The 25,896-nt window shown below is 72.2% G+C and carries 21 protein-coding genes; 14 read left to right on the plus strand and 7 right to left on the minus strand.

Annotated elements, in window-relative coordinates:
- Positions 1-22: 22 nt before the first annotated feature.
- On the plus strand, positions 23-2,170 hold the full coding sequence (gene helR, locus ACFXKZ_RS21145) for an RNA polymerase recycling motor ATPase HelR (protein ID WP_380002434.1): 2,148 nt from the start codon (positions 23-25) through the stop codon (positions 2,168-2,170).
- Between the two features lie 55 nt (positions 2,171-2,225).
- Here helR and ACFXKZ_RS21150 read toward each other — a convergent pair whose 3' ends face one another.
- From ACFXKZ_RS21150 to ACFXKZ_RS21165, 4 genes are all read right to left on the minus strand, one after another.
- Entirely contained in the window at positions 2,226-2,939 is a 714-nt protein-coding gene (locus ACFXKZ_RS21150) for a hypothetical protein (protein WP_380002436.1), read from the minus strand.
- Between the two features lie 67 nt (positions 2,940-3,006).
- The gene (locus tag ACFXKZ_RS21155) at positions 3,007-3,390 is read right to left on the minus strand and encodes a hypothetical protein (protein WP_380002437.1); all 384 of its coding nucleotides are present in this window, start codon (positions 3,388-3,390) and stop codon (positions 3,007-3,009) included.
- Positions 3,387-3,980, minus strand: coding sequence for a MarR family winged helix-turn-helix transcriptional regulator (locus ACFXKZ_RS21160; protein WP_380002438.1), 594 nt, complete (start codon positions 3,978-3,980; stop codon positions 3,387-3,389). Before ACFXKZ_RS21160 ends, ACFXKZ_RS21155 begins: the two co-directional genes overlap by 4 nt.
- Before the next feature lie 225 nt (positions 3,981-4,205).
- A complete protein-coding gene (locus ACFXKZ_RS21165; protein WP_380002440.1) occupies positions 4,206-5,024 on the minus strand; it encodes a TetR/AcrR family transcriptional regulator in 819 nt (272 codons plus the stop codon).
- Here ACFXKZ_RS21165 and ACFXKZ_RS21170 point away from each other — a divergent pair.
- The gene (locus ACFXKZ_RS21170) at positions 4,999-6,081 is read left to right on the plus strand and encodes an amidohydrolase family protein (RefSeq protein WP_380002441.1); all 1,083 of its coding nucleotides are present in this window, start codon (positions 4,999-5,001) and stop codon (positions 6,079-6,081) included. The genes ACFXKZ_RS21165 and ACFXKZ_RS21170 overlap by 26 nt on opposite strands.
- Positions 6,082-6,094: 13 nt before the next feature.
- Here the strand turns inward: ACFXKZ_RS21170 and ACFXKZ_RS21175 are convergent, their stop codons facing one another.
- On the minus strand, positions 6,095-7,615 hold the full coding sequence (locus ACFXKZ_RS21175) for a PucR family transcriptional regulator (RefSeq protein WP_380002442.1): 1,521 nt from the start codon (positions 7,613-7,615) through the stop codon (positions 6,095-6,097).
- An 88-nt stretch (positions 7,616-7,703) separates the two neighbouring features.
- Between ACFXKZ_RS21175 and ACFXKZ_RS21180 the strand changes: the two genes are divergently transcribed.
- From ACFXKZ_RS21180 to ACFXKZ_RS21230, 11 genes are all read left to right on the plus strand, one after another.
- Complete coding sequence (locus tag ACFXKZ_RS21180) at positions 7,704-8,780, plus strand: DUF917 domain-containing protein (RefSeq protein WP_380002443.1); 1,077 nt, start codon at positions 7,704-7,706, stop codon at positions 8,778-8,780.
- Positions 8,773-10,143 (plus strand): hydantoinase/oxoprolinase N-terminal domain-containing protein, encoded by a 1,371-nt coding sequence (locus ACFXKZ_RS21185; protein WP_380002444.1) that lies wholly within the window; start codon positions 8,773-8,775, stop codon positions 10,141-10,143. The genes ACFXKZ_RS21180 and ACFXKZ_RS21185 overlap by 8 nt, the downstream gene beginning before the upstream one ends.
- A gap of 161 nt (positions 10,144-10,304) precedes the next feature.
- Positions 10,305-11,732 carry a purine-cytosine permease family protein gene (locus ACFXKZ_RS21190; protein ID WP_380002445.1) on the plus strand — a complete coding sequence of 476 codons (1,428 nt, stop codon included), beginning with the start codon at positions 10,305-10,307 and terminating at the stop codon, positions 11,730-11,732.
- Positions 11,733-11,778: 46 nt separating this feature from the next.
- On the plus strand, positions 11,779-13,410 hold the full coding sequence (locus ACFXKZ_RS21195) for a hydantoinase/oxoprolinase N-terminal domain-containing protein (protein WP_380002446.1): 1,632 nt from the start codon (positions 11,779-11,781) through the stop codon (positions 13,408-13,410).
- The gene (locus tag ACFXKZ_RS21200) at positions 13,403-14,461 is read left to right on the plus strand and encodes a DUF917 domain-containing protein (protein ID WP_380002447.1); all 1,059 of its coding nucleotides are present in this window, start codon (positions 13,403-13,405) and stop codon (positions 14,459-14,461) included. Before ACFXKZ_RS21195 ends, ACFXKZ_RS21200 begins: the two co-directional genes overlap by 8 nt.
- Before the next feature lie 700 nt (positions 14,462-15,161).
- Positions 15,162-16,472: an ATP-binding protein gene (locus ACFXKZ_RS21205; RefSeq protein WP_380002448.1), complete on the plus strand. Its 1,311-nt coding sequence runs from the start codon at positions 15,162-15,164 to the stop codon at positions 16,470-16,472.
- Positions 16,469-16,870, plus strand: a complete 402-nt coding sequence (locus tag ACFXKZ_RS21210; protein ID WP_380002450.1) for a roadblock/LC7 domain-containing protein — start codon at positions 16,469-16,471, stop codon at positions 16,868-16,870. Before ACFXKZ_RS21205 ends, ACFXKZ_RS21210 begins: the two co-directional genes overlap by 4 nt.
- Entirely contained in the window at positions 16,867-17,235 is a 369-nt protein-coding gene (locus ACFXKZ_RS21215; protein WP_380002451.1) for a DUF742 domain-containing protein, read from the plus strand. Before ACFXKZ_RS21210 ends, ACFXKZ_RS21215 begins: the two co-directional genes overlap by 4 nt.
- The gene (locus tag ACFXKZ_RS21220; protein ID WP_126637668.1) at positions 17,216-17,824 is read left to right on the plus strand and encodes an ATP/GTP-binding protein; all 609 of its coding nucleotides are present in this window, start codon (positions 17,216-17,218) and stop codon (positions 17,822-17,824) included. Before ACFXKZ_RS21215 ends, ACFXKZ_RS21220 begins: the two co-directional genes overlap by 20 nt.
- 164 nt (positions 17,825-17,988) lie before the next feature.
- Positions 17,989-19,218, plus strand: coding sequence for a cytochrome P450 (locus ACFXKZ_RS21225; protein WP_380002663.1), 1,230 nt, complete (start codon positions 17,989-17,991; stop codon positions 19,216-19,218).
- A 255-nt stretch (positions 19,219-19,473) separates the two neighbouring features.
- Positions 19,474-20,727 (plus strand): cytochrome P450, encoded by a 1,254-nt coding sequence (locus ACFXKZ_RS21230; protein ID WP_380002452.1) that lies wholly within the window; start codon positions 19,474-19,476, stop codon positions 20,725-20,727.
- A 60-nt stretch (positions 20,728-20,787) separates the two neighbouring features.
- Here the strand turns inward: ACFXKZ_RS21230 and ACFXKZ_RS21235 are convergent, their stop codons facing one another.
- Complete coding sequence (locus ACFXKZ_RS21235) at positions 20,788-21,546, minus strand: enoyl-CoA hydratase/isomerase family protein (protein WP_380002453.1); 759 nt, start codon at positions 21,544-21,546, stop codon at positions 20,788-20,790.
- A 489-nt stretch (positions 21,547-22,035) separates the two neighbouring features.
- Here ACFXKZ_RS21235 and ACFXKZ_RS21240 point away from each other — a divergent pair, with 489 nt between their 5' ends.
- Positions 22,036-22,944 (plus strand): D-hexose-6-phosphate mutarotase, encoded by a 909-nt coding sequence (locus ACFXKZ_RS21240; RefSeq protein WP_380002454.1) that lies wholly within the window; start codon positions 22,036-22,038, stop codon positions 22,942-22,944.
- A 15-nt stretch (positions 22,945-22,959) separates the two neighbouring features.
- Here the strand turns inward: ACFXKZ_RS21240 and ACFXKZ_RS21245 are convergent, their stop codons facing one another.
- On the minus strand, positions 22,960-25,650 hold the full coding sequence (locus ACFXKZ_RS21245) for a sigma-70 family RNA polymerase sigma factor (protein WP_380002455.1): 2,691 nt from the start codon (positions 25,648-25,650) through the stop codon (positions 22,960-22,962).
- Between the last annotated feature and the right edge of the window lie 246 nt (positions 25,651-25,896).

Here is a 25,896-nt window from a genome sequence, read left to right on the forward strand (position 1 = left end):
ACCCCGGAACGGAGCCGATGCCGTGAACCCCGTCACCACCAGCGCGTTCGACCTTCCCGACCGCCTCGCCGCCAAGGCCGACCCGGCGCTGATCGCCGACGACGAGCGGCACTTCGCGGCCATCGCGACCTGTCTGGACGAGCAGATCGCCGAGTTGTCCGACCGCCTCGACACCGAGCGCAGGTCGCCGGGCGGCCAGGGGCGGGCGGCGATGGACCGCGACATCGAGATCCACCGACTGACCACGCGCCTGCGCGCCCTGCGCCGCTTCGGCCTGGACCTGTGCCTGGGACACATGGTCGACGCGGCCGGCGAGACCGTGTACGTCGGACGTCTGGGCCTGACCGACAGCGCGGGCCACCGACTGCTGATCGACTGGCGCACCCCCGCCGCCGAACCCTTCTTCGGCGCCACCCACGCCAACCCGATGGGACTGGCCAGTCGCCGCCGCTACCGCTGGACGCGGGGCCGAATCGGCGACTACTGGGACGAGGTGTTCACCACCGACGGCATCGTCGGCCACGCCGCGCTCGACGACCAGTCCGCCTTCATCGCAAGCCTGGGCGGCAACCGCTCGCCCCGGATGCGCGACGTCCTGGGCACCATCCAGGCCGACCAGGACGCGATCATCCGCGCGGGCTCCGCCGGCGCGCTCGTCGTCGACGGCGGCCCGGGGACCGGCAAGACCGTCGTCGCCCTGCACCGCTCCGCCTACCTGCTCTACGCCGACCCGCGCCTGGGCCACCGCCGGGGCAACGTGCTGTTCGTCGGCCCGCACCAGCCCTACCTGAACTACGTCGCCGACGTCCTGCCCAGTCTCGGCGAGGAGGGCGTACAGACCTGCACCCTGCGCGACCTGCTCCCCGAGGGGGCCGGCGCGGCCGTCGAGGCCGATCCCGAGGTGGCCGCGCTCAAGGCGTCGGCGCGGCTCGTGCAGGCGATCGAGAAGGCCGTGGCGTTCTACGAGGAGCCGCCCACCAAGGGCATGACGGTCACGACGCACTGGTCCGACATCCGGCTGACCGTCGCCGATTGGGCGGAGGCGTTCGAGGCCGCCGAACCCGGGATCTCGCACAACGACGCCCGGGACCGGATCTGGGAGGAACTGCTCACGATCCTGGTCGACAAGCACGACGACGACGAGGCCTCGCCGGAGTTGCTGCGCCGGTCCCTGCAACGCAACCGGGAACTGCTCGCCGCCTTCAACCGTGCCTGGCCACTGCTCGAGGCTACCGACGTGGTCGGCGACCTGTGGACGGTACCGGCGTATCTGCGCATGTGCGCCCCGTGGCTCGACGCGGACGACGTACGAAGGTTGCAGCGCAAGGAGGCCGACGCCTGGACGGTGTCGGACCTGCCGCTCCTGGACGCGGCGCGGCTGCGGCTCGGCGACCCCGAGGCGTCCCGGCGCATGCGTCGGCAGCGGGCCGCCCTCGCGGCCCAACGCGAGAACATGTCCCAGGTCGTCGACGCCCTGGTGGCGGCCGACGACGACGGCGAGGGGGTGGTGACGATGTTGCGCGGCGAGGACCTGCGCACCTCCCTGGTCGACGAGTCCGGCGGGCCCCGCATCGAACCCGACCTGCTCGCCGGTCCGTTCGCGCACATCGTCGTGGACGAGGCGCAGGAATTGACCGACGCGGAGTGGCAGATGTTGCTGCTGCGCTGCCCGTCCCGCAGCTTCACCATCGTCGGCGACCGCGCCCAGGCCAGGCACGGCTTCACCGAGTCGTGGCGGGAGCGGCTGGAGCGGGTCGGTCTGGACCGGATCACCATGGCATCGCTGAGCATCAACTACCGCACGCCACAGGAGATCATGACGCAGGCGGAGCCGGTCATCCGGACCGTGCTCCCGGACGCCAACGTGCCCACGTCCATCCGCACCAGCGGCATCCCGGTCGGGTACGGCTCCACGTCGGAGCTGACCACGATCCTCGACGACTGGCTCGCCGGGCACGACGAGGGAATCGCCTGCGTGATCGGCGATCCCACGTTTCGCTCGACGCCCCGCGTGCACTCGCTGACCCCGGAGTTGTCGAAGGGCCTCGAATTCGACCTGGTCGTCCTGATCGACCCGGAAACCTTCGGCAGCGGCATCGAGGGCGCGGTCGACCGCTACGTCGCCATGACGAGGGCGACCCGCCGTCTCGTCATCCTCACCGGCCCCTGAGCCCCATCGTGGGCGGGCCCGGCCGGGCCCGCCCACGATGGGCTCGGGCACCGAACTACAGCCGCCACCACCAGGCTTCGAGATCCTCGTCGTCGGCGTATTCGACGGGCGCCGCGTACGGGGATCGTCGGGCGATCGGCAGAGCGCCGGTGCGGCGGACCGCGGCGCGCAGGTCTCGGACGGCGGGCATCTCGGCAAGTTCGTCGACGTCGAACGGGCAACCCGCGGGACCGCCGACGAGGGTGGCGCAGCCGAAGGCGTACCACATGCCGACGAGTTCGGCGTCGTGCTCCCGCTCGGCGGCCACGGCGACCTCGCGGACCACGTCGATCAACCGAACACGCTGCGGCGGGACGGTGTCGGGGCCGTGCAGTTCGCCGGCGTCGACCATGCGTCGCCACAGCGCGGTGCCGGTGTCGCAGTAGAGGAACGGCGGTTCGACGTAGCCGTCTTCGAGCCACGACTCGTAGCCGTCGAAGTCGGGGGCGTCCTCGTCGAAGCTACGCAGAGCGGTGAACTCGGTGAGCGTGTCGAGGCGTTCCGGTCGCGGGGCGTGATCCGGGTGCCGGTCGAGCGGGAAGCGGTACGTGTGCCCGCGACGCAGCAGGATGTCCAGCACGCGAAAGTGCGTGAACGAGCAGTCGTATCCGTTCTGGAATCCGTACAGCGCCGCGAACCAGTCCCGAACGCGCGGATCGTCGGGCGCGGTGTGTGTGTCCAGAACCCGAATGGAGTCCGCGACCAGGTCCTCGATCTCGTGCTCGGACACCCGCGTCTCCGTCCCAAGTCGTCTCGTGTCGATCGCGACGCCCGACTGTACCGACCCTGGGTGTCGGTCAGGGTTGTGGGATGGCGCGCATGACGGCATGCCAGGGGCCGGCGTCGAAGATCAGGTGGATGTCGGTGATGCGGGCCTCGGACAGGCGGAAGTGTTCGGCGGTGTGTTGCACGCCGACCGTCGGGATGGTGGTGTGCACGTCGTAGACCAGGGTGGCCCGGTCCTCCGCGTACAACTCGCTGATCAGGTCCACCCGTTCGACGATGGACACGAACATGTCCAGTCCTGCGAGGTGTCCGTCGGCGTCGTCGGAGGCCGTCAGCGGGCTGCGGAATCGGAAGGTTTCCGCGAGGGTGCGGGCGGCGGCGGGCGCGTCGCCTCGGAAGCGGGCGTGGTGGTAGGCGCGCACGGTGTCGCGGGTCGCGTCGGTGGGCGTGGTCATCCGGAGGTTTCCTTTCCGGCGGCGGCCTCGAGGTGGGCGGCGATACGTTGTTGGTTTTCCACGACGCGGAGGCACAGGTGGCGCAGTTGGCCCAGTTCGGTGTCGGTGAAGCCGTGGAACACGGCGGACATGGCGCGTTGGGTCGGCGCGCGGAAATCGTCCAGCCAGGCACGGCCGGCCGGGGTGATGCGGCCCGCCACCGCGCGTCGATCGTGCGGGTCCGGCACCCGCTCGGCGAGCCCGTCGCGTTCGAGCGTGTCGAGCAGGCCGGTGACGTTGCGCGGGCTGACCCCGGCGGCACGCGCGAGTTCGCCGGGCTTGACGCCGGCCTCCCCCGCACCGCCCAACCTCGCGAGCACGTCCAGCGCTCCCGCGCTGAGCCCCCGCCCTTGCGAACCATGCGCCCGCAACCGCTCGACCGCGTTGTGCGCGGACCGCGCGGCGGCCGCCGCCTCCAGCCGCAGGGTGTCTCCGTCCACGGCGAACTCGACCATCGCGGACCGTACTTGCGGATCGAAGAGCAGCCCGTCGATGTCCGTCGACAACCTCACGATTTTATTTACATCCTTCATAATGAAGTTGTATTCCATTCGCCCGACCCGCGTCAACGACGCCCGCGTCGACGGGGCCGGGATCAGCCGGTTTCGGGGAGTGTTCCGAGGTCGTAGTCGTACAGCCAACCCGTCGCCCGAGCGTGCATGCGGCTCGAAGGCGAGCGGCATCACCAGGTCACGGAGCTGGTCGGGGTCGGTCAGGTCGTGCTCACGCGGATGTTCCGGGCCGCTGAGCCCTTCGGCGGGCTGGGCCGAGCGGGGTCAGCGCGCGGCGGCGGCGATCAGTGCCGCGATGCCGTCGAGGTGGGTGCGCAGCCCGAATTCGAAGAGTTCGTCCAGGTCGGCGAGGGTCGTGGCGTCCTCCGGGATGGCCGCGGCCAGGGTGTCGAGGCGGCCGGACGCGAAGATCTCGGTCATCAGCTCCAGGCTCGCGGCGAGTCGGCGTGCGCCGCTGATCCCGGTGACGTGTTCGGCCTCGACCTCGAAGGCGTTGCTCGCCGCGATGCCGCCGACGTAGCCGTCGAGGGCGATCACCGTTTGCAGTGCGGTGCGGGGTGACAGGCCGAGGCCGGCGAGCGCGCGCAACTGCCAGTCGACGTGCAACATTCCGCTGGGCACGGCGGGTGGGCGGACGAGCGAGTCGAGCATGGTCGTGGTCAGCCACGGGTGCCGCCGGTAAGCCCGCCGCTGCACGCGGGCGCACAATTCCAGTTTGGCGCGCCAGCCTTCCGGACCCGGCTCGGGCAACGGCTCGGCGCCGAAGGCGACATCGGCCATCAGCCGGGTCAACTCCTCCTTGTCGGGCACGTGCCGATACAGCGACATGGCACCGACACCCAACTCGCCGGCCAGTCGACGCATGGTCAGGGCGGCACGACCCTCCCGGTCGGCGATCTCGATCGCGACGGCGATCAGCCGGTCCAACGCCGGTACCGCGTCGACGGTTTCCTCGGCCGCCGGGCGTCTGCGCGGCGAGCCGTACCACCACGTCTGGCGGGAGAAGATCCGGCGCGGCGAACTCCTGGGCCCGCGCTGGGTGATCGGCAGCGCGATCGTGGACGGGACGCCGTCGTTGCACATCCACGAGACCGGCTCGCTGATCGAGGTGGACGACGAGCGCTCCGGCCGCGAGGCGGTGCGGCAAGTGGTGCGGGACGGCGCGGACTTCGTGAAGGTCTACTCGCGCCTGACCCCCGACACCTACCGCGCGATCGCGCACGAGTCGCGCCGACTCGGCATCCCGTTCGCCGGACACTGCCCCGACCGCCTGTCGCCCGCCGAGGCGGGTGATCTGGGCCAGGCGAGTATCGAGCACATGTATCCGATCGTGTTGGCGACCTCGACCCGGGAGGCGGAGATCCGACGGGAGTTGGCGGAGGTGCGGGTCGATCCGACCGACACCGACCCGGTCGGCCGTTACTCGAATTGGTTCCGGCAGATCCATCCGCTGGAGTACGAGACGGTGACCGGCCACGACCCGCGTCGCGCCGACGCGCTCTTCGCCCGGTTCGTCGCGCACCGCACCCGGGTGGTGCCGACGCTCGCGGTGCACCGGACCCTTGAACTGCCCGATGAGAACCCGCGATCCGACGACACGTGGAAGTACCTTCCGTCCTGGATCGTCGAGGACTGGCCTCGGCAGATGTCGATCGTGGTGGACAGCCGAACCCCCGAACAGGCCCGGCAGATCCGCGAGATCCATGCCCACCGCCGCCGGCTGGTCGGGCGCATGTTCCGCGCCGGGGTTCCGGTCCTGGCCGGCACCGACACCGGAAACCCCTACCTGGTCCCGGGGTTCGCACTGCATCGGGAACTGGAACTGCTCGTCGCCTGTGGCCTGTCCCCGCTCCGGGCACTCCAGGCGGCCACTCGCGAACCGGCCGCGCTGCTGGGAGCGGCCTCGACCCTGGGCACGGTCGAGCCGGGCAGACTCGCCGACCTGGTCGTGCTCGACGCCGACCCGCTGTGCGACATCCGCAACACGACGGCCATCCACGCCGTGGTGGTCGACGGCCGACTGATCGACGACGCCCGCCGGTCGGCCCTGCTCGCCGAGGTACAACACGCCGCATCGACCACACCCCCACCCGCCCCGGAAGCCGCACCGCCCGCGGGTTGCGCCTGCGACGCACACTGACCGGCGCGCCGGACTACATCAGGTGCGCCCGGCAGGCCAGTTGCACCGCCAGGCGCTGTTGTGGGTCCTCCAGGTCCGCGCCGATCAATTCGCTCACCTTGCGGACCCGGTTGGTGACCGCGTTGCGGTGCAGGTGCAGTTCGTCGGCGGCGCGGGCCGGGGAGCCCTGGTGGTCGAGGTATGCCTGGAGGGTGCGCAGCAGCGGGACCGCGCGTTGCGGGCCCAACGCCAGGACCGGGGCCAGCAGTTCGCGGACGGCCTCGCGGGCGGCGTCGGAGGAGTACCAGTCCAGGAGCATACGATCCAGGCCGGCCGCGTCGTGGGCGGCGATCGGGCCGGTGCCGCCGGCGCCGGAGCGGGACAGCGCGGTGTGCGCCTCGCGCGCGGAGGTCCGCAGGCCCAGTACCCCGCGGTGCGCCGCGCCCACGCCGCAGCGCAGGTCCGCGTCGGGATCGCGCTCGCGCAGCGCGGTCAGGAGCCGGCCGGCGTCGGCGAGGGTGGCGCGCGTCCCGTCACGGCCCGGGTCGGTGGGGTGTGACCGGGTCAGGATCAGTGCCTCGTCGACGCGCGCGGCGTTCCAGGCGACCACGCCGGCGGACCGGAGCAGCCGCAGCGCGAGGGGCCCGGCGCTTTCCAGGAGGCGGTAGCGGTCGGTGCCGGTGAGCGCGACCGGCTCGACACGCAGGACCAGGTGCCAGTTGTCGACGGGCAGGCCGAGCGCCCGGCCGCGGCCGGCCAGGCGCAGCGCCTGGGCCTCCGGGACGGCCAGCAGTTCGGCGAGCAGTTGGCCGCGCGAGCGTACGGGTATGTCGTCGGCGGGGCTGGCGGCCGCAGTCAGGGCGGCGAGGGCGAGGACGGCACGGACGGCTTGGCCGGCGGGTCCCGGGCGGTCGGGGGCACTGAGCCAGGTGTCGCCGTCGGGGCCGCGTGCGGAGGCGCCGGTCTCGCCCGGCTCCGGTGTGCGCGGCTCGACGGGGACGCCCAGCAGGCGGGCGGCGGTCCGGGCCACCCGGTCGGGGTCGCCGGCGACGGGCGGCAGCTCGCGGGCGGCGGCGGCCACGCGGGCCAGGGCGTCGGCCGCACCGCCGCGGACGGCCCGGTCGACGGCCAGGATCAGAGCGGCGAGGTCGCCGTCGGTGTGCAGGATCGCCACTCGACCGCGGGTGGCGAGGGCGAGCGCGGTGGCGGGAACGGGGACGGGTGCGTGGATGGTGTTCGGCTTGTTCCGGGCGTCCTGCGTGTTCGACGCGTCCCGCGTGTCCCGCGTGTCCCGCGTGTCCCGCGTGTCCCGCGTGCTCGCGGTGAGCACCAAGCCCGCCGCGCCCGCCGCCGCGAGGTCGCGCACCGCCACGTCGAGCCGGTAGCCGCTGAGGGGCGTGGCCAAGGCGACCAGGCAGCCGGCGGGCGCGTGGGCCAAGCGGTCCGCGCGGGTCTCCAGGCGTACCCCGGTCACCGCGACGGCGTCCGTCGGGCCGGCCACGACGGCGAGCCCGTCGACGCCGGGAGCGGTGAGCAGGTCCGCGATGACGATCACGGCGCCAAGTGTGCCGGCCGCACACGTTCGGCCCGATCGGGTGTGTGTGGCACATGTCCGATACACCGGCTGTTCGTACCTTTGACGCATGGAACTCGACGCCGGACTGCTTCCGGACTTCGCGCGCGGCTGCGCCGTCCTGGGTTCGGGCGGTGGCGGGACCACGTCGGTCACCCTCGCGGGTGCCCGGCAGGCGGTCCTGGAGCACGGGCCGGTGCGGGTGCTGCGGCCGGGCGACCTGCCCGAGGACGCGACGGTGATGACGGTCGGCACGGTGGGGTCGTCGCCGGTGATGGCCGAGCGCGTCGGGGGCGTCGCCGAGGCGCGGCGCATGCGCGATCGGGTGGAGCAGGTCCGGGGCCGGGCGCCGGTGGCGCTGATGTCGAGCGAGATCGGCGGGTCCAACGGGTGTGTGGCGGTGACCTGGGCCGCGCGGCTTCGCCTGCCGCTGCTGGACGCAGACAGCATGGGCCGGGCCTTTCCCCGGATGGATCAGAACGTGCTCGAACTGGCCGGCATCCGGGCCACCCCGGCTGTGCTCGCCGACGAGCGCGGCCGCGCGGTGGTGGTCGACCACGCCGACGGGCCGTGGCTGGAGCGGGTGGTCCGGGCCACATTGGACGCGTTCGGCGGTCAGGCGGCGTGTGCGGACTATCCGGTGACCGCCGGACAGGTCGCCCGGCACGCGGTGCTCGGATCGGTCGGCCGCGCGCTGGCCGTGGGAGCGGCGCTGGCCGACGGCGTACCCGAGGATCCCTCGCCGGTGGCCCGCCGGGTCGCGACGGGCAAGATCGCGGCGATCGAGCGGGTCGCCGAGCCGACCACGGGCATCCTGGTCGAGGGCCTGGGCCGGGACGCCGGCCGACTGCTGCGGGTCGAGGCGCAGTCGGAGTATCTGGCCGTGCTGGAGGACGGCCGTCCCGTGGTGCTGACCCCGGCCATCATCGCGCTGGTGGATACCAGGACCGGAGAGGCGCTGCCGGTGGAGGTGCTGCGCTACGGGCTGCGTGTGTCGGTCCTGGCCCTGGACTGTGCCCCGATGTGGCTCACCGAGGCCGGCCTGCGCCTCGGCGGGCCGGCGGCGTTCGGGCTGGACTTGCGGCCCGACGGGGCCGCGACCTCCAGGGCGATCGGCCCGAGGGTACGGGGGACGGGCGATGAGTGATGTGTGGACGATCGGGGTGGACGTGGGCCCCACCAACACCGACGGTGCCCTGCTGGTCGGCGCCGCCCCGATGGCCACGGTCAAGGTGCCGTCGGCCGGCGATCCGGTGCACAACGTCCGCACCGCCGTGGCCGCCCTGCTCCGGGACGCGCCGCGTGCGCCGGGTGCATCGGGTGCGCGGGGTGCGCCACCCGTCGCCCACGTGGCCGTCGGGCTGCGCAGCGCCGCGCATGCCGTCACCCTGCGCGCCGGGCTGACCCGGGTCGGCGTGTTGCGGATCGGCGGCCCGGTCTCGGACGCGGTGCCTCCGCTGGCCGGTTGGCCCGCCGACCTGAGCGCGGCCGTGCACGCGGGCAGCGCGATGGTCGATGGCGGCGCGGGGCTCACCCCGGCCGACGCGACCGCGCTCGATCGGGACGCGGTGGCCCGGTTCGCGGCCGGACTCGCCGGTCGGTGCGACGCGTTCGCCGTGACCGGGGTGTTCTCGCCGATCGACGACAGTCAGGAACACGAGGCCGCCGAGATCATCCGCCGCGAGGCGGGCGCCGACACGTTCGTCGGCCTGTCCGCCGGCTCGGGCGGTCTCGGCCTGATCGAGCGGGAGAACAGCACCGTCCTGGACGCCGCGCTGTCCCGGCATACCGCGGTCCTGGCGGACGCGCTGATCGTTTCGCTGGACGCGCTGGGCCTGGCGTCCGCGACGATCCTGGTCGCGCGCGGCGACGGCACGCTGACCTCGCTGGAATACCTGCGGTTGCATCCGGGGCTGGCCCTGGGCAGTGGCCCCGCCGGCACGTTGCGCGGCGCCGGGCTGCTGACCGGCCTGACCGACGCGGTGGTCGCCGACGTCGGGGCGCGGCGGATCCGGGTGGGACTGCTCGCGGGCGGCTTCCCGCAGGAGAGCCGGCCCGGGCTCGTCATCGGCGGCGTACCGGTGAGCTTCCCGATGCCCGACCTCATCCGGGTGCCGGCCGACGATCCCGACGCCTTCGAGGAGGCGGTGGACCGCATGCAACCCGGCGCGGCCCGGCTGCCGCTGGTCCTGGTCGGCGGCGGCTCGGCCGCCTCGGCCGCGGGCAGAGCCCCGGCCGCCGACGTCGTGCTACCCGAACACGGCCTGGTGGCGGGGGCGTTCGGCGCCGCGCTCAGTCCGGTCGGCGGCAGCCACGAGCAACTGGTCCGCACCGGCGAGGCGGACGCGGTGGACGAGGTCCGCGAGGGCGCGCGCCGCAGCGCGGTACGCGCCGGGGCCGATCCGCGCCGGGTCGTCGTCCTCCCGGTCGAGCGGGTACCCGTGCCCTACCTCCCCGGCGTCGCGTGCAGTCTCCGGGCCCGAGCCGTGGGACCACCCGCGCCGCTGTGACGGACCCTCGCACCGTATCCGCGGCACATCGCGATCCGTCCTCACGGTGAACCGCGGCCCCTCCATCCCTCTTCACCTCTCTTCGCCGTGCCTCGCCCTGCCCGACGTCCCCCGCCGGTCCCAGGAATTCGAGCCGGCTTCCAGGAATCCGAGGAATGCACGTGACCACCGACAGCAGAACGCCTGCCCCGGGGTCGCCCGGCGAACCCGCCGCCACGCGCCCCCGGGCAACCGCGGACGGCCTGGGCCTCGACGAGGACTACCCCCTCGAACGAGTGCCGCGCTCCGCGCGCCACTCGTGGTTCAACGTCGCCATCCAGCGCTTCGGCCAACTCTCCGACCTGACCCAGTTCCTGCTCGGCGCGACCCTGGGCGCCGGGCTGAGCTTCTGGGGCGCGTTCTGGGCGTTCACGCTCGGCTCGGTGATCCTGGAGGTGGTGTGCATCTTCGTCGGCATCGCCGGGATGCGTGAGGGCCTGACCACTTCGGTGCTGGCCCGTTGGACGGGCTTCGGTCGCTACGGATCCACCCTGATCGGTCTCGTGATCGCGATCAGCCTGTTCGGCTGGTTCGGCGTGCAGACCGCGGTGTTCGCGGCCGGGTTGCACTCGTTGGCGTCCGGTGTACCGCTGTGGGGCTGGTGTCTGATCACCGGACTGGGCGTCACCGCGCTGGTGTTGCGCGGGTTTCGCGCGATGGGCTGGACGGCGTTCGTCACCGTGCCCGCGTTCCTGGGCCTGGCCGGCTGGGCGATGACCGTGGAGATCGCCCGGCACGACCTGGGCGACCTGGTGGCCTCGCCGCCGTTCGGCGAACACATATCCATCGCGACCGGCGCGACGATCGTGGCCGGTTCGTACATCGTCGGCGCGGTCACCACCCCCGACATGACCCGGTTCAACCGCTCGACCGGGGACGTGGTCAAGCAAACGCTGGTGGGTATCTCGCTCGGCGAATACGTACTGGGCCTGGCGGGCGTGTTGTTGGCGTACGCGGTCAAGTCGTCCGACGTGATCGCCATCATCACCGCCTCCTCGGGTGTGGTGGGCGTGCTGATCCTGGTCTCGGCGACCGTGAAGATCAACAACTGGAACCTGTACTCGGCCGCGCTGGGTCTGATCGGCGCCGTCGAGTCGACGATCGGCGTGCGGCTGAACCGCACCGCCGTGACGGTCGTCATCGGCGTGCTGGGCAGCCTGGCCGCCGCGGCCGGCATCCTCGACCGCTTCACCGACTTCCTCACCATTCTCGGCGTGGTGACCCCGCCGATCGCGGGCATCATGGTCGCCGAATACTTCGTGACCAAACGCTGGCGCCCGCAACTGGACGCCTCCCGCGCGATCGGCCGGCTCCCCGAGACCGAACCCTCGTGGGTGCCCGCCACGATCGTGTTGTGGACCGCGGCCTCGGTGTTCGGGTGGCTCTGCGACCACTACCAGTGGGCGGGCGTACCGGCGCTGAACTCACTGCTGATGGCCGGACTCGGCTACATCGTCGCCGGCCGACTGAACCTCGTCCACGGACACCGCGAACTCCCGGTCGACCAACCGGCCCATCCCGCGGCGGCCCGCGAAATCGCCGCCGCCTGAACCCCCACCCCACTCGCTTCGGCAACTCGCCGAGAGGAACCGCCACATGCGCATCGGAATCGACGTCGGGGGCACCAACACCGACGCCGCCCTGCTCGGCGAGGACGACCGCGTCGTCGCCGGCACCAAGTCACCCACCACCGCCGACGTCACCTCGGGCGTCGCGGCGGCAGTCGCCGCACTGCTCGCGGCACCCGGCGTCGACGGCCGGCCCACCGATCCGGCCGCGGTGCACGCGGTGATGATCGGCACCACCCACTTCCTGAACGCGCTGATCGAGGGCGAACGCCTCGCGCCGGTCGCGGCCGTGCGCCTGGGCCTGCCCGCGACCGCGGCGCTGCCGCCGATGGTCGACTGGCCGGAGCGGCTGCGCGGCGTGGTCGGCGGCGGTACGTACCTGTGCCACGGCGGGCGCGAGTACGACGGCCGGATGATCTCGCCGCTGGACCCCGACGAACTGCGCCGGGTCGCGGCCGACATCGCGGCCAAGGGGCTGCGATCGATCGCGATCGGTTCGGTATTCTCGCCCGCCGCGGCCGATGACGAGTTGCGCGCGGCGGAGATCCTGACCGCCGAACTCGGCGACGTGCACGTGTCCCTGTCGCACGAGATCGGCCGGGTCGGCCTGTTGGCTCGCGAGAACGCCACCATCGTCAACGCGTCGTTGCGGGACCTGGCCGAGCACATCGTGGATGCGTTCGGCGCGGCGCTGGCCGGTGCCGGGATCCGTGCGCCGTTCTTCATATCGCAGAACGACGGCACGCTGATGGACATCGCGCACGCGCGCCGCTATCCGGTCGCCACATTCGCGTCCGGGCCGACCAATTCGATGCGCGGCGCGGCGTTCCTGTCCGGGCTCACGGACTGCGCGGTGGTGGACGTGGGCGGGACCACGGCCGACGTGGGCATCCTGGTCGGCGGATTCCCCAGGGAGGCGGCGGGCGAGTCGGAGGCGGCCGGGGTGCGCACCAACTTCCGCATCCCGGACGTGCTTTCCCTCGGCATCGGCGGCGGCTCGCTGGTCGCGCCGGATGGCGAGGTCGGGCCGCGCAGTGTGGGCTACCGGCTCACCGAGCGGGCCCTGGTCTTCGGCGGCGATACGCTGACCGCCACCGACCTGGCGGTGGCCGCGGGCGCGGCCGAGATCGGCGACCGGGCGGCGGTGGCGGGCGTGGATCGCGCGTTCGCCGAGCGCGCGCTGGGCCGGATCGCCGAGCGGTTGGCCGAGACGGTGGACCGGATGCGTACCTCGGCCGCGCCGCTGCCGGTGGTCGCGGTCGGCGGCGGCAGCGTGCTGCTCCCGGGCGGGCTGCCGGGCTTTCCCGACGTACGGCGCCCGGCCCACTTCGACGTGGCCAACGCGGTCGGCGCGGCCATCGCGCAGGTCGGCGGCGAGGTCGACCGGGTCTTCAAGGTCGCCGAGGGCAAACGCGACGACGTGCTCGCCGGCGCCCGAGCCGAGGCGGTGCGGCGCGCCGAGGAGTTCGGCGCCCGGCCGGGCACGGTCCGCGTCGTCGATGTCGAGGAGGTGCCGCTGGCGTACCTGCCGGGCGGCGCGACCCGCGTCCGGATCAAGGCCGTCGGCGATCTCGACCTGGCCCGACTCGGCGCGGCGCACCCCGTGCGGGACACGAACAACGCCACCCCCGCGAAGAACGGAATCCCCACCCATGCGTGAGATCGGTATCGAGCAGTTGGCGGACATCGCGCGCGGCGCGGGCATCCTGGGCACCGGCGGCGGCGGCGACCCCTACGTCGGCCTTCTGCTGGCCCGCGAGGCGGTGCGCCGGCACGGCCCGGTGACCGTGGTCGACATCGACGAGGTGCCTGCCGACGCGACTGTCGTACCGATCTCGTCGATGGGCGCACCCACGGTGTTGCTGGAGAAGCTGCCCTCAGGCCGTGAAGAGATCAACGCGTTGCGCGCGTTGGAGGCGGTCCTCGGCCGCCCGGCCACCCACCTGGTGCCGATCGAGATCGGCGGGGTGAACTCGATGATCCCGCTGGCCGCGGCGGCGCAGACCGGGCTGCCGATCGTGGACGGCGACGCGATGGGCCGGGCCTTCCCCGAGGCGCAGATGGTGTTGCCCGGCCTGATCGGCGTGTCCAACTCGCCGATGGCGCTGGCCGACGACAAGGGCAACACGATCGTGGTCCAGGCGGTGGACAACACCGAGGCGGAGCGCATCGCCCGCGCGGTGTGCGTCGAGCGCGGTTGCCAGATCTCCTGCGCCGACACCGTGCTGCGCGGGGACCAACTCCGCGACGGTCTGGTCCCGGCCACGCTGACCCTGGCCGAGGACCTGGGCCGCGCGGTTCGCGAGGCCCGCGCCGAACACCGCGACCCGGTCGCCGCCGCCCTGGAACTCCTGGGCGGGGTACGCCTGTCGACCGGGAAGGTGGTCGACGTCGAACGCCGCACCGAGGGCGGGTTCGCCCGCGGCCGGGCCCGTCTGGAGGGCGAGGGCACCGTGCTCGAACTGGACTTCCAGAACGAGCACCTGCTCGCCCGCCGGGACGGCCGGGTGGTCGCCACCACCCCCGACCTGATCTGCGTCCTGGACACCGAGACGGGCGAGCCGGTCACCACCGAGGCGTTGCGCTACGGCCTGCGCGTCACCGTTCTGGCCGCCCCGTGCGACCCCCGCTGGCTGAGCCCGGCCGGCCTGGCGCTGACCGGGCCGCGCTACTTCGGGTACGACCTGGAGCACCACCCCCTGACCGGCTGACGGTCGCGGTATCCCGGGCCTCTCGGGCGCCTCGCCGGCGAAGAACGGGCGAGGCGCCCGAAGTCGTGTCCGGCATGCGACCGTGCTCGGCTCCCGTTCCGAAAATTTGGGTCCCGGCCGGGCCTTCACCCCAAAGGAGGGATTCGGTCGAGGTGTTGTGGAGGGGAGGCTGACGATGCGTGAACATCCTCACAACAGATTGTCGGCCTGGGTTCGGGGGGTGGCCCTCCGTATGCGTCGCGACATCGGATCGTGACGGATCGCCGGCCGCCGAGCGTCCGGGATTCGGGGGGCGCAATGGCCGGTATGCCCCGAATGACCCATGCATTCCGGCCAATTCCTGCACCCGTCCAGCCGGCTCCGGGAATTCGCGTCCCGAACCTTCGGCGCGTCGTATTCGGCCGCCATTCATCGACATGACGGACATATGGCTCCATCCCGGGAATGGTCGCCCGCATGCAGTCGCGGTGAAAGAAGAAGTGTCGTCGGCGCCCGGAACGGGGAAGTCTGCGCCACTACACTCGCTACGCCCCATCGACGAGAGAGCAACGGCGACAGTGAAATGTGCAGCGGGCGGGTCGCACTTATCGCGATGCGCGGGACGCAGACCCGGTGACGTGCCTCGGGCACCCGGTCGACCCCGGATTCCACTCGCTGCGTGCGCCGTTGCCCGCCTGATAGCGCGACGAGGACCGTGGGAATGAATTTTGTACAGGACCCCGCACTCTGGTACGGGGTGGCCGGCACCTGTGCCGCGGCCGTTTACGTGGCCCGCAGCCGAATAACCGTCAGGGACCTGAGGGAGAGGAATCGCCTGCTGGCCGAGGACGTGCGCATGCGTGACGAGGAGATCGACAACGTCGTCCGCGTGCTGCTGCCGGCCCTGGTCGAGACCGGGGACCGGATCCGGGGATCGCTCCTGCGCCACGAGCAGTTGCGCGGAACCCCTTACGCGCAGGGGATCGAGACGGTCGTGGGGATGTTCACCACCGCCGTCGAGGACGCCCGCGACCGCGCCGACCACTCGGCCAAGAACGCGCTCAAGGCCGCCATGCGCACCCTCCAGGCGCTGGCCGGCGAGCAGCAGGTCGCGATCTCCGACATGCAGAACAACTACGTCGACGCGCAACTGCTCCAGGACCTCCTGGCGATCGACCACATGAACTCGCAATTCGGCCGCCGCGCCCAAGTCATCGCCGCGCTCTGCGGCGGCTGGACCGGACGCCAGCGCGCCGCCGCCCCGCTGTACGACGTCATGCGCGGCGCCAAGGGCCGCATCCGCGACTATCTGCGGGTGGAGATCCGGATGCAGTCCAACGTCGCGGTGATCGGCCGCGCGGTCGAGCCGGTCGCCCTCGCGGTGGCCGAACTCCTGGACAACGCCGCCAGTTACTCCCCGCCGCACACCACCGTCGAGATCAACTTCCAGACCGTGCCCAACGGGGTCTGTGTGATGGTCGACGACGCGGGCGTGGGTATGCACGAGGAGGCCCGGCAGAGCGCGGCGCGCTTCCTCGGCGCGACCGAACCCGTCGGCATCACCCGGCTGGGACACCCGCCCCAATTCGGCTTCCCCGTCATCGGCATGCTCGCCGCCCAGTACGGCTTCACCGTCTCGGTGGACACCCGATCGCCCTACGGCGGCATGCGCGCGGTGGTGATGTTGCCCTCCGAACTGCTCACCACCGCCGTCGACGCCGATCCCGCCCCGGCCGCCGCACCCCGCCGCGTGGCCCGCGGACCGCGCGCCGAAGTCGCCGCAGCCGAGCAGGCCGCGGCCCTGCCCGCCGCCGCGTCCGCCCCCACCGCAGGAGCCGCCGCCTTGGACGGGGAACTGCCCCAGCGCCGCCGCCGGGCCCCGCGACCGGTCGAGCACACACAGGCGGCGACGCCGACCGAGACACCCGACCGTTCGGACGCGGAGACCGCGGGGCTGATGGGCGCGTTCCTGCGCGGAACCCGCTCCGGCCGTGTCCCCGAGACAGACGACAAAGGGCAAGAAAGCCGATGACCAACGACCTGGCCTGGATTCTCAACGACGCCCTCAAGGTCCCGGAGGCCCGGCACGCCATCCTGTTGTCCGCGGACGGAATATTGCGCGCGCATTCCGACGGGATATCCCGTGACGAGGCGGACCGCCAGGCCGCGGCGCTGTCCGGGCTGCAATCGATCAGCCGGAGCACGGCGGAGTTCATCGGCGATTCCGAGTCGCCCTGGCGGCAAACGCTCGTCGAGTTCGGCAACGGATTCATTTTCCTGGTGGCGGCGGGTCCCGGCGCCTATCTGGCCGTATCTGCCACGCAGAACGTGGACATGGAGATCATCACGTTCCGCATGCAGCAGCTCGTGCGCCAACTAGGAAAGGAAATGACCAGCCCGCCCCGACGGAATGCGGACCATTCGGTATGACCAACGACCCCGCGGCGAAATCCGACGCCGCCGACTTAGTACGCCCCTACGTCATCACCCGCGGCCGCGGCCACCCGACCCGCAAGGGTCTGGACCTGGTCAGCCTGGTGATCGCGCTGCCCGGCGACGAGTCGCCGCACATCCTCGACCCCGAGAGCACCCGCCTGCTCGCCCTGTGCCGCGGCGGGATCCTGTCGGTCGCCGAGGTCGCCGGACACCTGGCCCTGCCCATCGGCGTGGTCAAGGTGTTGCTGTCCGACCTCATGGACACCGGCCTGGTCGCCACCCGTCGGCCCATCCCCTCCGCCGAACTCCCCAAGACCCAACTCCTGCAGGAGGTGCTGGATGGCCTTGCCCGTCTCTGACGGCGCCGCCGCGGACGTGTACCTCGCCGACTCCGTCAAGATCGCGGCGAAGATCCTGATCGTGGGGCACTTCGCCGTCGGCAAGACCACCTTCGTCGGCACCATGTCCGAGATCCGTCCCCTCAGCACCGAGGAGACGATGACGCAGGCAGGCGCGCACGTCGACGATCTGACGGGCGCGGGACGCAAGACCACCACCACGGTCGCCCTCGACTTCGGCCGCCTCACCCTCAGCGACCGACTCGTGCTCTACCTGTTCGGCACCCCCGGGCAACAGCGCTTCGCCCAGGTGTGGAAGGACATGACCGTCGGCGCACTGGGCGCGCTCGTCTTGATCGACCCCCAGCGCTTCGACCAATCCTTCGACGTCATCGGCCTGTTGGAGGAATACGACGTGCCCTACGCCGTCGCCGTCAACCGGTTCGACGGCTCCGTCGAACATCCCCTGGAGAAGCTGCGCGCGGCGCTCGACCTGCTGCCGGACACGCCGCTGGTCACCTGCGACGCCCGCGACCGCGCCTCCTCGACCGAGGCCCTGATGGCCCTCGTCCGCTACCTCCAGCTTCGGGCATCCAAGGAACTCGCGTGAACACTGGGAACACCGGCCCCTTCGATCGATCGGCCCCCTCCCCCGGCGACCACGCCGGCCCGCCCCCCGGCTGCCCCGCGCACGCCGGCGGGGCCCTTCCCCTGTACGACAAGACGTTCTCCGCCGACCCGCGCGCCGCGTACGAACACCTGCGCCGCCAGGGCGTGGCCGCGCCGGTGGAACTGGCGCCCGGGGTGGACGCGATGCTGGTCACCGACCATGCCGCCGCGCTGCGCGTACTGCACTCCCCCGAACTGTTCGCCAAGGACCCCCGCCGCTGGCTCGCGCTGGCCGACGGCACCGTCCCCGCCGACAGTCCGGTCGTGCCGATGATGATGTATCGGCCCAACGCGCTGTTCTCCGACGGCGCCGAACACCTGCGGCTGCGCCAAGCGGTCACCGACAGCCTCGACCGGATCGACCCCTACCAGCTGCGCCGCTTCGTCGAACGCAGCTCCGACTACCTCGTCGACCAGTGGGCGGGCACCGGCCGCGTCGATCTGCTGAACCACTACGCCAAGACACTGCCGCTGCTGGTGTTCAGCGAACTCTTCGGCAGTCCACCCGAGTTGGGCGACCGCCTGGTCGCGGGCATCGCCGGCATCTTCGACGCGGTGGGCGACGCGGAGGCGGCCAACACGATGTTGACCGGCGCCCTCGTCGAACTGGTCGCGCTCAAGCGCGAACAGCCCGGCTCCGATGTCACCTCGTGGCTGATGGAGCATCCGAGCCGGCTCACCGACGAGGAGATGATCCATCAACTCGTCATGCTGATGAGCGCGGGCACCGAACCGCAACGCAACCTCATCGCCAACGGATTGCGGTTGATCCTGTCCGACGAGCGGTTCTCGGCGAGCCTGTTCGGCGGCGGCGCCTCCGTCGAGGACGCACTCGACGAGGTGTTGTGGACCGACCCGCCGATGGCGAACTACGCCGTGCACTATCCGGTGCGGGACGTGGACCTGTCGGGCGTGGTCCTGCCGCGCGGCACCCCGGTGGTGATCAGCTTCGCCGCCACCAACAGCGACCCCGCCCTGATCGCGCACGGCCGCCGGCCGAGCAACCGCTCGCACCTGGCCTGGAGCGCGGGACCGCATGCCTGCCCGGCCAAGGACTCCGCCTGGCTGATCGCCATCGCCGCGATCGAAAAGCTGCTCAACCGCCTGCCGGACCTGGAACTCGCGGTTCCGGTGGATGAGTTGGACTGGCGGCCCGGCCCGTTCAACCGGGCGCTGACCGCACTGCCCGCCCGCTTCACCCCGATCGTGCCGCGCCCGGCACCCCCCACCGACCCGGCGCCCGCCCGTGCCGCCACCGCTCCCGAACGCCCGGAACCCGGGACGCGCAAGAGCGGCGTGTGGAGTTCGTTCCTGAACTGGTGGCGAGGCCAGTAGCCACACTCCGACCCCGCCGCACCGGGCGGGCGGCACCACCCACCGCCGGTGCCGGCGTCGCGGCCCGGGACGCGTTCCCCGCTCCCGGGCCCGGCCTCGGCGCCACGAACGAGGCGGCGGCACACGCCCGTGCCGAATGCCTCGCCCGACAACCGCAGACACCCTTCATCGTCGGCCGCCCCGTCCCGGGCGCCCGATCGATCAACGCTGTACCGAGTCGCCCGTTGACATCGTGTCGAGTTCGAAGGAGCCGTCGTGCAGTCTTCCGCGTCACCCACCGTCGTCGACAGCAGAAGTGTCGTCGCCCTGTTGTCCCGCCTGCGCTCGGTAGCCGGGCAGGCGGACCCCCTGCCGCTCTACGCCGGTCTACGGGAGATGGGTGATGTCGTACCCGCGCCCTGGGGCGGGTACCTCGTGACCGGCCACCGCGCCTGCGACGAGGTGTTGCGCAGCCCCGACTGGCTTGCCCTGGATCACGCGTGGCGCGCCCGCCAACCCGACGACTCCCGCTGGTCGACCCCGTCCTCGCGCGAACTCGAACAGACGCTGGTGGCGCTGAATCCGCCCGAGCACACCCGGGTTCGCAGATCGGTCAACACCATCTTCGACCGCGGCACCCTGGAGGCGCTGCGTCCGAAGGTGCGCCGGGTGGCGAACACACTGCTCGACACCCTGATCGAGCAGGCCGGGGACGCGGACGCGGACTTCGCCGAACTTGTCGGCGAACAACTGCCGGTGGCCACCGTCGGACACTGGCTCGGCGTGCCGCCCGAGGACTTCGACCTGCTCCGCTCCCTCACCCACGCACAGGCGTACGCCCAGGAGTTGTTGCCCGTCAAACGCCAACTCCGGGCCGCCGACGAGGCCATCCGCGGCCTGCGCGCATACTTCACCGCCCTGGTCGCACGCCGCCGCGCCGAGCCCGGCGACGACGTGATCTCGGGCTGGCTGCGCGCCTGGGACGCACTGGAGCCGGATCGCGAACTCGCCGACGAACAGGTGTACGCGCTGGCCATGTTCACCGTCATCGCGTCCCTGGAGACCACATCCACACTGCTGTCCACGATGGTCTGGACCCTGGACCGGCATCCGCGACAGCGGGCCTGGCTGCGCGCCCACCCGATGGCCCTCGCCGACGCCGTGGAGGAGGTGTTCCGCTACGACCCGCCGATCGCCGTGACCACGCGCTACGCGAGTAGGGATCTGGTGCTGGCCGGGATTGCGATCGCGCGGGGCGAGGTGGTGCACACGATGCTGGCCTCGGCGAACCACGACCCGTCGCTGACCCCGGACGCACACGCCTTCGACGTCACCCGCCGAGCCCGGCACATCTCCTTCGGCGGCGGCATCCACTACTGCATCGGCGCCGGCCTGGCCCGTCTGGAGGCGAGTTTGCTGCTGGAGGCGATGTTGCGCCGGTTGCCCGCACTTCGGGTCACCGCGCCGCCGACGTGGGAGCCGCGCCTGGCGTTTCGCCGGATCACCGCGATGCGGGTGAGCGTGCGCTGACCCGCCCCGAGGGAGGCCGGTCGCGCCGCGCCGATGCGACCGGCCTCCGGACGGAGGGGATCAGCGGGCCGCCCCGGCGCCCAGGAACGCGGACAGGAAGTGCCCGTCCAGCAGGGACAGATCCCCGTACCGGTCGCTTCGGCTGTACGCGTTCATCAGCGTCTTCGTCGCGTGCAGCGCCGCGACCGGGCGGCGCACCACGGGCTTGACCCAGCGGCTCACCGCGTCGTCGAGGTCGACGGCCGGCACCACCTGATGCAGGATCGACAACCGATGCGCGGTGGGGGCGTCGAACATGTCGGCGGTCAGTACGAGTTCGCGGATCCGGGCGGCGCCGACCTCGCCGATCAGCCGGGCCATCGCACCGCCCCACGCGGTCGGCATCCCGAGGGCCAGCTCCGGCATGCGGAAGCGGGTCTCGATGTCGCCCACCCGCAGGTCGCAGAAGATCGCCAGAGCCAATCCGGCCCCGACCACCCGACCGTGCACGCGGGCGATGGTGACCGGATCGGCGGCGGCCAACCCCTCGCACACCGCCCGCGCCTTCTCGCCGAGCCGACGCAGCGCCGGACCCCCGGGATCGTCGGCTGCCAGCCGCAACATCTCGCCGCGATCACCACCCGCGCAAAACGAATCGCCCTCGCCCGACAACACCACGACCCGCACGTCGGAGCGCGAGCGCAACTCGGCCAGCACCGCGAGGAGATCGTCCAGCATCTGCCCGTCCAGCGCGTTTCCCGTCTCCGGCCGGGCCAACCGCACCCGCAACACCGCCCCGTCGAGACTGGTGCGCACCGTCTTCAGATCCAGCGAGTCCACGAACGTGACCCCTTCCGGTGGTGGGAAAAACGCCGCCGCGCCGGCGGAGGCCCCGTCGATCACCAGATCGTCGCATTGATGATCACGACTTGAGGAGCCCAATCCACGCCATTCGAACACCCCTCCGAGGTACCGGCGCCACAGCCCGCCGGCGCCGACGCCACACACCGGCTCGAAATCGTCCGTGAGCGGCCGTATACGTTGCGTGGCCTACCTCGTCGCCGTTTCGCACCTGCCCGGGCGGTCGCGCCGAGGCGTGGGCGCACCCCGTCGACGACGATCCCCACGACCTCGAAAACCATCGAATCCGCGCCCGTGTGCCGGCCGAAACCACCCGGTACCCGGCCCGAACCCGACCGGGCCGATCCGGGCCGGGCGCATGGCGCGTCGCGAGCCGTCCCGGGTGTACGCGATGACGGCGGGGCGGGTTGTGGCATTGTGGCGGGTTGTGTGGGCGACGGCCGTCCGCCGAGTGTGAGGGGTCCCGACGTGCCCGAAGACGTTTTCGTCCTTCCCGTCGACCGGCGACTGGGTGCGCACACCACGCTGCGTCGGGTCGGTGCGCTGCCGGTGGTCGTGGTGACCCATCCGTGCGTGCGTGCCGCGATCACCCTCCAGGGCGCGCAATTGGTGCACTGGCAACCGGCGGGCGAGGAGCCGGTGTTGTGGCTGAGCGCGACTACGGCGTTCGAGGAGGGGCGGGCGGTTCGCGGCGGAGTGCCGATCTGCTGGCCGTGGTTCGGTGCGGCGGGCCGGCCTAGTCACGGCTTCGCGCGCGTTCTGCCGTGGGAACTGCTCGACGTCGACGAGAGCGGAGCCGGGGACGAGGCCGCTCCGGGCGACGAGACGGTGCGCGTGACGCTGGTGTTGCGGGCGAGCGAGGCGTCGCGGGCGTACTGGCCGCACGAGTTCGAGGTGTTCGCCCGGTTCGTACTCGGGCGCGAGTGCCGGATCGAACTGGAGGCCCGGGGCGACTTCGAGAGCACCGCGGCACTGCACACCTATCTGCGGGTCGGTGACCTGGACGAGGCGCGGGTCACCGGTCTGGGCGGGCCGTACGTGGACAAGGTCCTCGACACGCCTGTGCACACCGACCCGGCCGCGGCGGGGATCGCCTTCCGGGGGCAGACCGACCGGGTGTACACCCGCCCCGGCGACGTGAGCCGGGTGGAGGATCCCGCCGGCAAGCGGGTCGTCGAGGTGCGCCACGAGGGCCACACCGATGTGGTCGTGTGGAACCCGGGCGCCGACCTCGCGCGCACGATGGCGGACGTACCCGACGACGGCTACCGGGAGTTCGTCTGCGTGGAGACCGCCCACGTCTCGCGGCCCCTGGTGAGCACGCCGGGAACTCCCGCTCGCCTGGGCGCCACGCTCCGGATCGCGCCCGACGCGTAGGCGGTCCCGGCCGGTCTATGGGTAGTACGGCGACGCGGTCAGGTAGGAGAGTCGGAAGCCGTTGTCGACCGGCGCGCCGGTCGGGGTGTAGCAGGCCAGGTACATCAGGACGTCGTCCTTGGTGCCGTAGTCGTTGCGCAGCACAGTGGTGCAGTAGCCGCCGCCGACGGCCGTCAGGTGGGCGTAGCTGGTCAGGTAACCGACCGTCAGGTGCAGCGTGTAGCGGCCGGTCGCGGTGCGCGTCACGGTGGCCGAACCCGGTCGGGACATCCACGATCCGGTGATCGTCGGCGCGCCTGCGCCGGGTGCGTCGGCGACGGTCAGGTGCACCGCGTGCGGGACCCGGGTGTCGTCGAGCGGGCTCTGCCGGCCGGTGTGGCTCAGGGTGAACGCGGTATCGGCGGGCGCGCCGGTGTGCGTGGTGCAGGCCACGGACGCGGTGCCGCCGGAGAGCGCGGTGAGCGCGCAGTGCCGAGGCGTCGTCCCGACCGGTGAGACCTGGACGGATTCCGTGTCCGCCGCGACCGCCACCGCGTAGCGTCCGGCGCCGGTACGGGTCACCGCGCCGGTGTTCTGCCGGGACGCGGCGCCGGGGAGTTGGCGGGCGGCGGTCGGCTCGTCGGCGTATACGTATCCGCGTGAACCGGCCTGGCCGTGCGGGCCGTTGCGGTCGCCGGCGAGGAAGAGGCCGGTGAACGGGATGTCGGCGGACGTGCCGGTGCGGTCGAAGCAGGCCACCTCGACGCGCTCTTCGGTGCCCTGCGGCCACCACCGTACGGGTTGGCAGGACACGCCGTTCGCGGCGTAGTCGGAGACCGAGACGTGCGCGATGCCGCCGGGGGCGGCGCTGTCCGGGAGGATCACCACGTGCCGGCCGACGGCGGTGTGCGTGACGCGTACGGTCTTGACGACGGGTGGGTTGCCGAGGCGCCAGATGCCGTAGGTCCAGTTCGGTTCGTGGCTGTCCGGGCGTTGCGGGGTGGGGGCGAGTTCGCGGGTGGTGCCGATGGGGTCGTCGGCATAGCGGACCATCCAGAAGCCCCAGACGGCCGGGACGGGGGTGGCGGCGTTGGCTCCGCCGCTGTTGCCGCTGCCACCACTGCTGCCGCTGCCGCCTCCGGCTCCGCCGCCGCCGTTCGGTGCGCTTCCGGTGTCGCTTCGGCCGCCGGTGCCGGGTGGGCCGGTCGGGCCGGCCGGATCGGGGTCGGTCCCGCCGGTCGTTGCCGTCGCCCCGCCCGAGGGTGTCGGGCCGCCGGGCGGCGGGGCCGACGGAACATCCGTCGGGGTGGGGTTCGGGGGCGCGGTTTCGTCCGCCGGCAGCTGCGCCGCCCCGCCCGGACCCGGCGTACCGCCGGGGACCGCCGAGGGGCCGACGGACGGCCGGGCGGACGGGGTGTGCGCGGCGTCGGGCGCGACGGCCAACAGGGTGAGGGCCACCGTGGTGGCGAGCGCGACGACGGTGCCGCCCACGCGTACCGCCAACGGATTGTCCGCCGCGATCCGGGTCGCGGTGTTCACCGCCGGCGCGACGCCGGGGACGCGGAGCAACCGTTGCAGGACGGCATCGCGTGCGGCGCGGGTGGCGGTGAGCGCGGGCCCGACGACGGCGTCGAGGGCGGGGCGTACCACCCGGCCGACACTGCCCCACGCGCCGGGATCGGGGGCCGCGGCAGCGACTTCCAGGGCCGGGACGGGTGACGCCACCGGGGCGACCTCGGCCTCGGCCGTGGCCGCCGGCCGCCCGGTCCACCAGGACACCGCCGCGCGGCGCCGCTCGTCGTCGTCCTCGCCCTGCCGGGCCGCCGCCAGGGCGAGTCCCGGTCCGAGCACCCAGGTGCGCTGCACGATGGCGTCCTTGGCCACGGCGGAGCAGGTGGGACAGCCGGCCGTATGGGCGCGAAGGACGCGATACTCCGCCCGCGTCGGCACCAGGCCGGACGCCATCTCCTCGGCGGCGAACAGTCGTGCGAGCCCCTTGACTTCGGCCGCCGTCGCGCAGGAGAAGCGCATCGAGCGCGCCGCCGCCAGCAGTCCGACCCGTTCGCGCACCTTCTTCAGGCCCCGGCTCAGTTCGCGGTCGACCCGAACCCGGGACCAGCCCAGACGGGCGGCGAGTTCGGCCCCCTTCACGGGGCGCATTTCGGCGAGCGTGTGGTCCAAGTGCGCGCTCACCACCATGCGTTGGGTCTGCGACAGCGCGTCGGTGGCGGTGTAGAGCGCGGCGAACGCCTGGGTCTTGCCATAGGCGTGGCCGAGGTCGCCACCGGACGCGGACACCTGCGAAAGGGTCGTCTTCTTCGCGTCGTCGGGCGAGATGTCCTCGTCGACCGGGCGACCCGCGGCACGTTGTCGCGCCCTCAGTTCCGCCATCCGGACGTGCTTGGCGATGCCCCACAACCATCGGTCGACACCCCGGGTCGGCTTCAGGTCGCGGGCGATCCCGTCGAGCGCGCGGACGAACACCTCGCTGACACAGTCGTCGGCCTCCGCCGCCGACGGCAACTTCGCCCGGAACCAACGCACCAACGCATCGTGATGCCGCTCGTACAGCGCGATCCGGGCGGCCTCGTCGCCGTCGCGCAACAGCTGCCACGTGTCGTCGGCCGCGCCGTCGGGATCGGCATCCGGATCCGCGGTCCACAGGCTTTCCGGCAGCCCCTCATCCGACGGCAAGTCCCCGGACGGGTCCGGTCCGATCCGTGTCATGGCACCCTCCGCAACGGCAACGCGACTTCGTCACCGGCGACGTGTCTCGAGGGACACGAATCTCTCCACCTTCGTGCGACCGATTATCCGCCGGCGGGCGGTCGTCGGTCCGGGAAAGCGCACATCACGACGAAACCCACACAATCGGCGCTCCCCAAAGATTCCCGCCCGAAAAGTGGAGAGATCCCGCCGCGCCCGACCACGTACCGGACAAGTCGACACCGGTACACCCGAAGGGCAGCCATC

It is taken from the genome of Embleya sp. NPDC059237 (assembly GCF_042754105.1).
Lineage (GTDB): Bacteria > Actinomycetota > Actinomycetes > Streptomycetales > Streptomycetaceae > Embleya.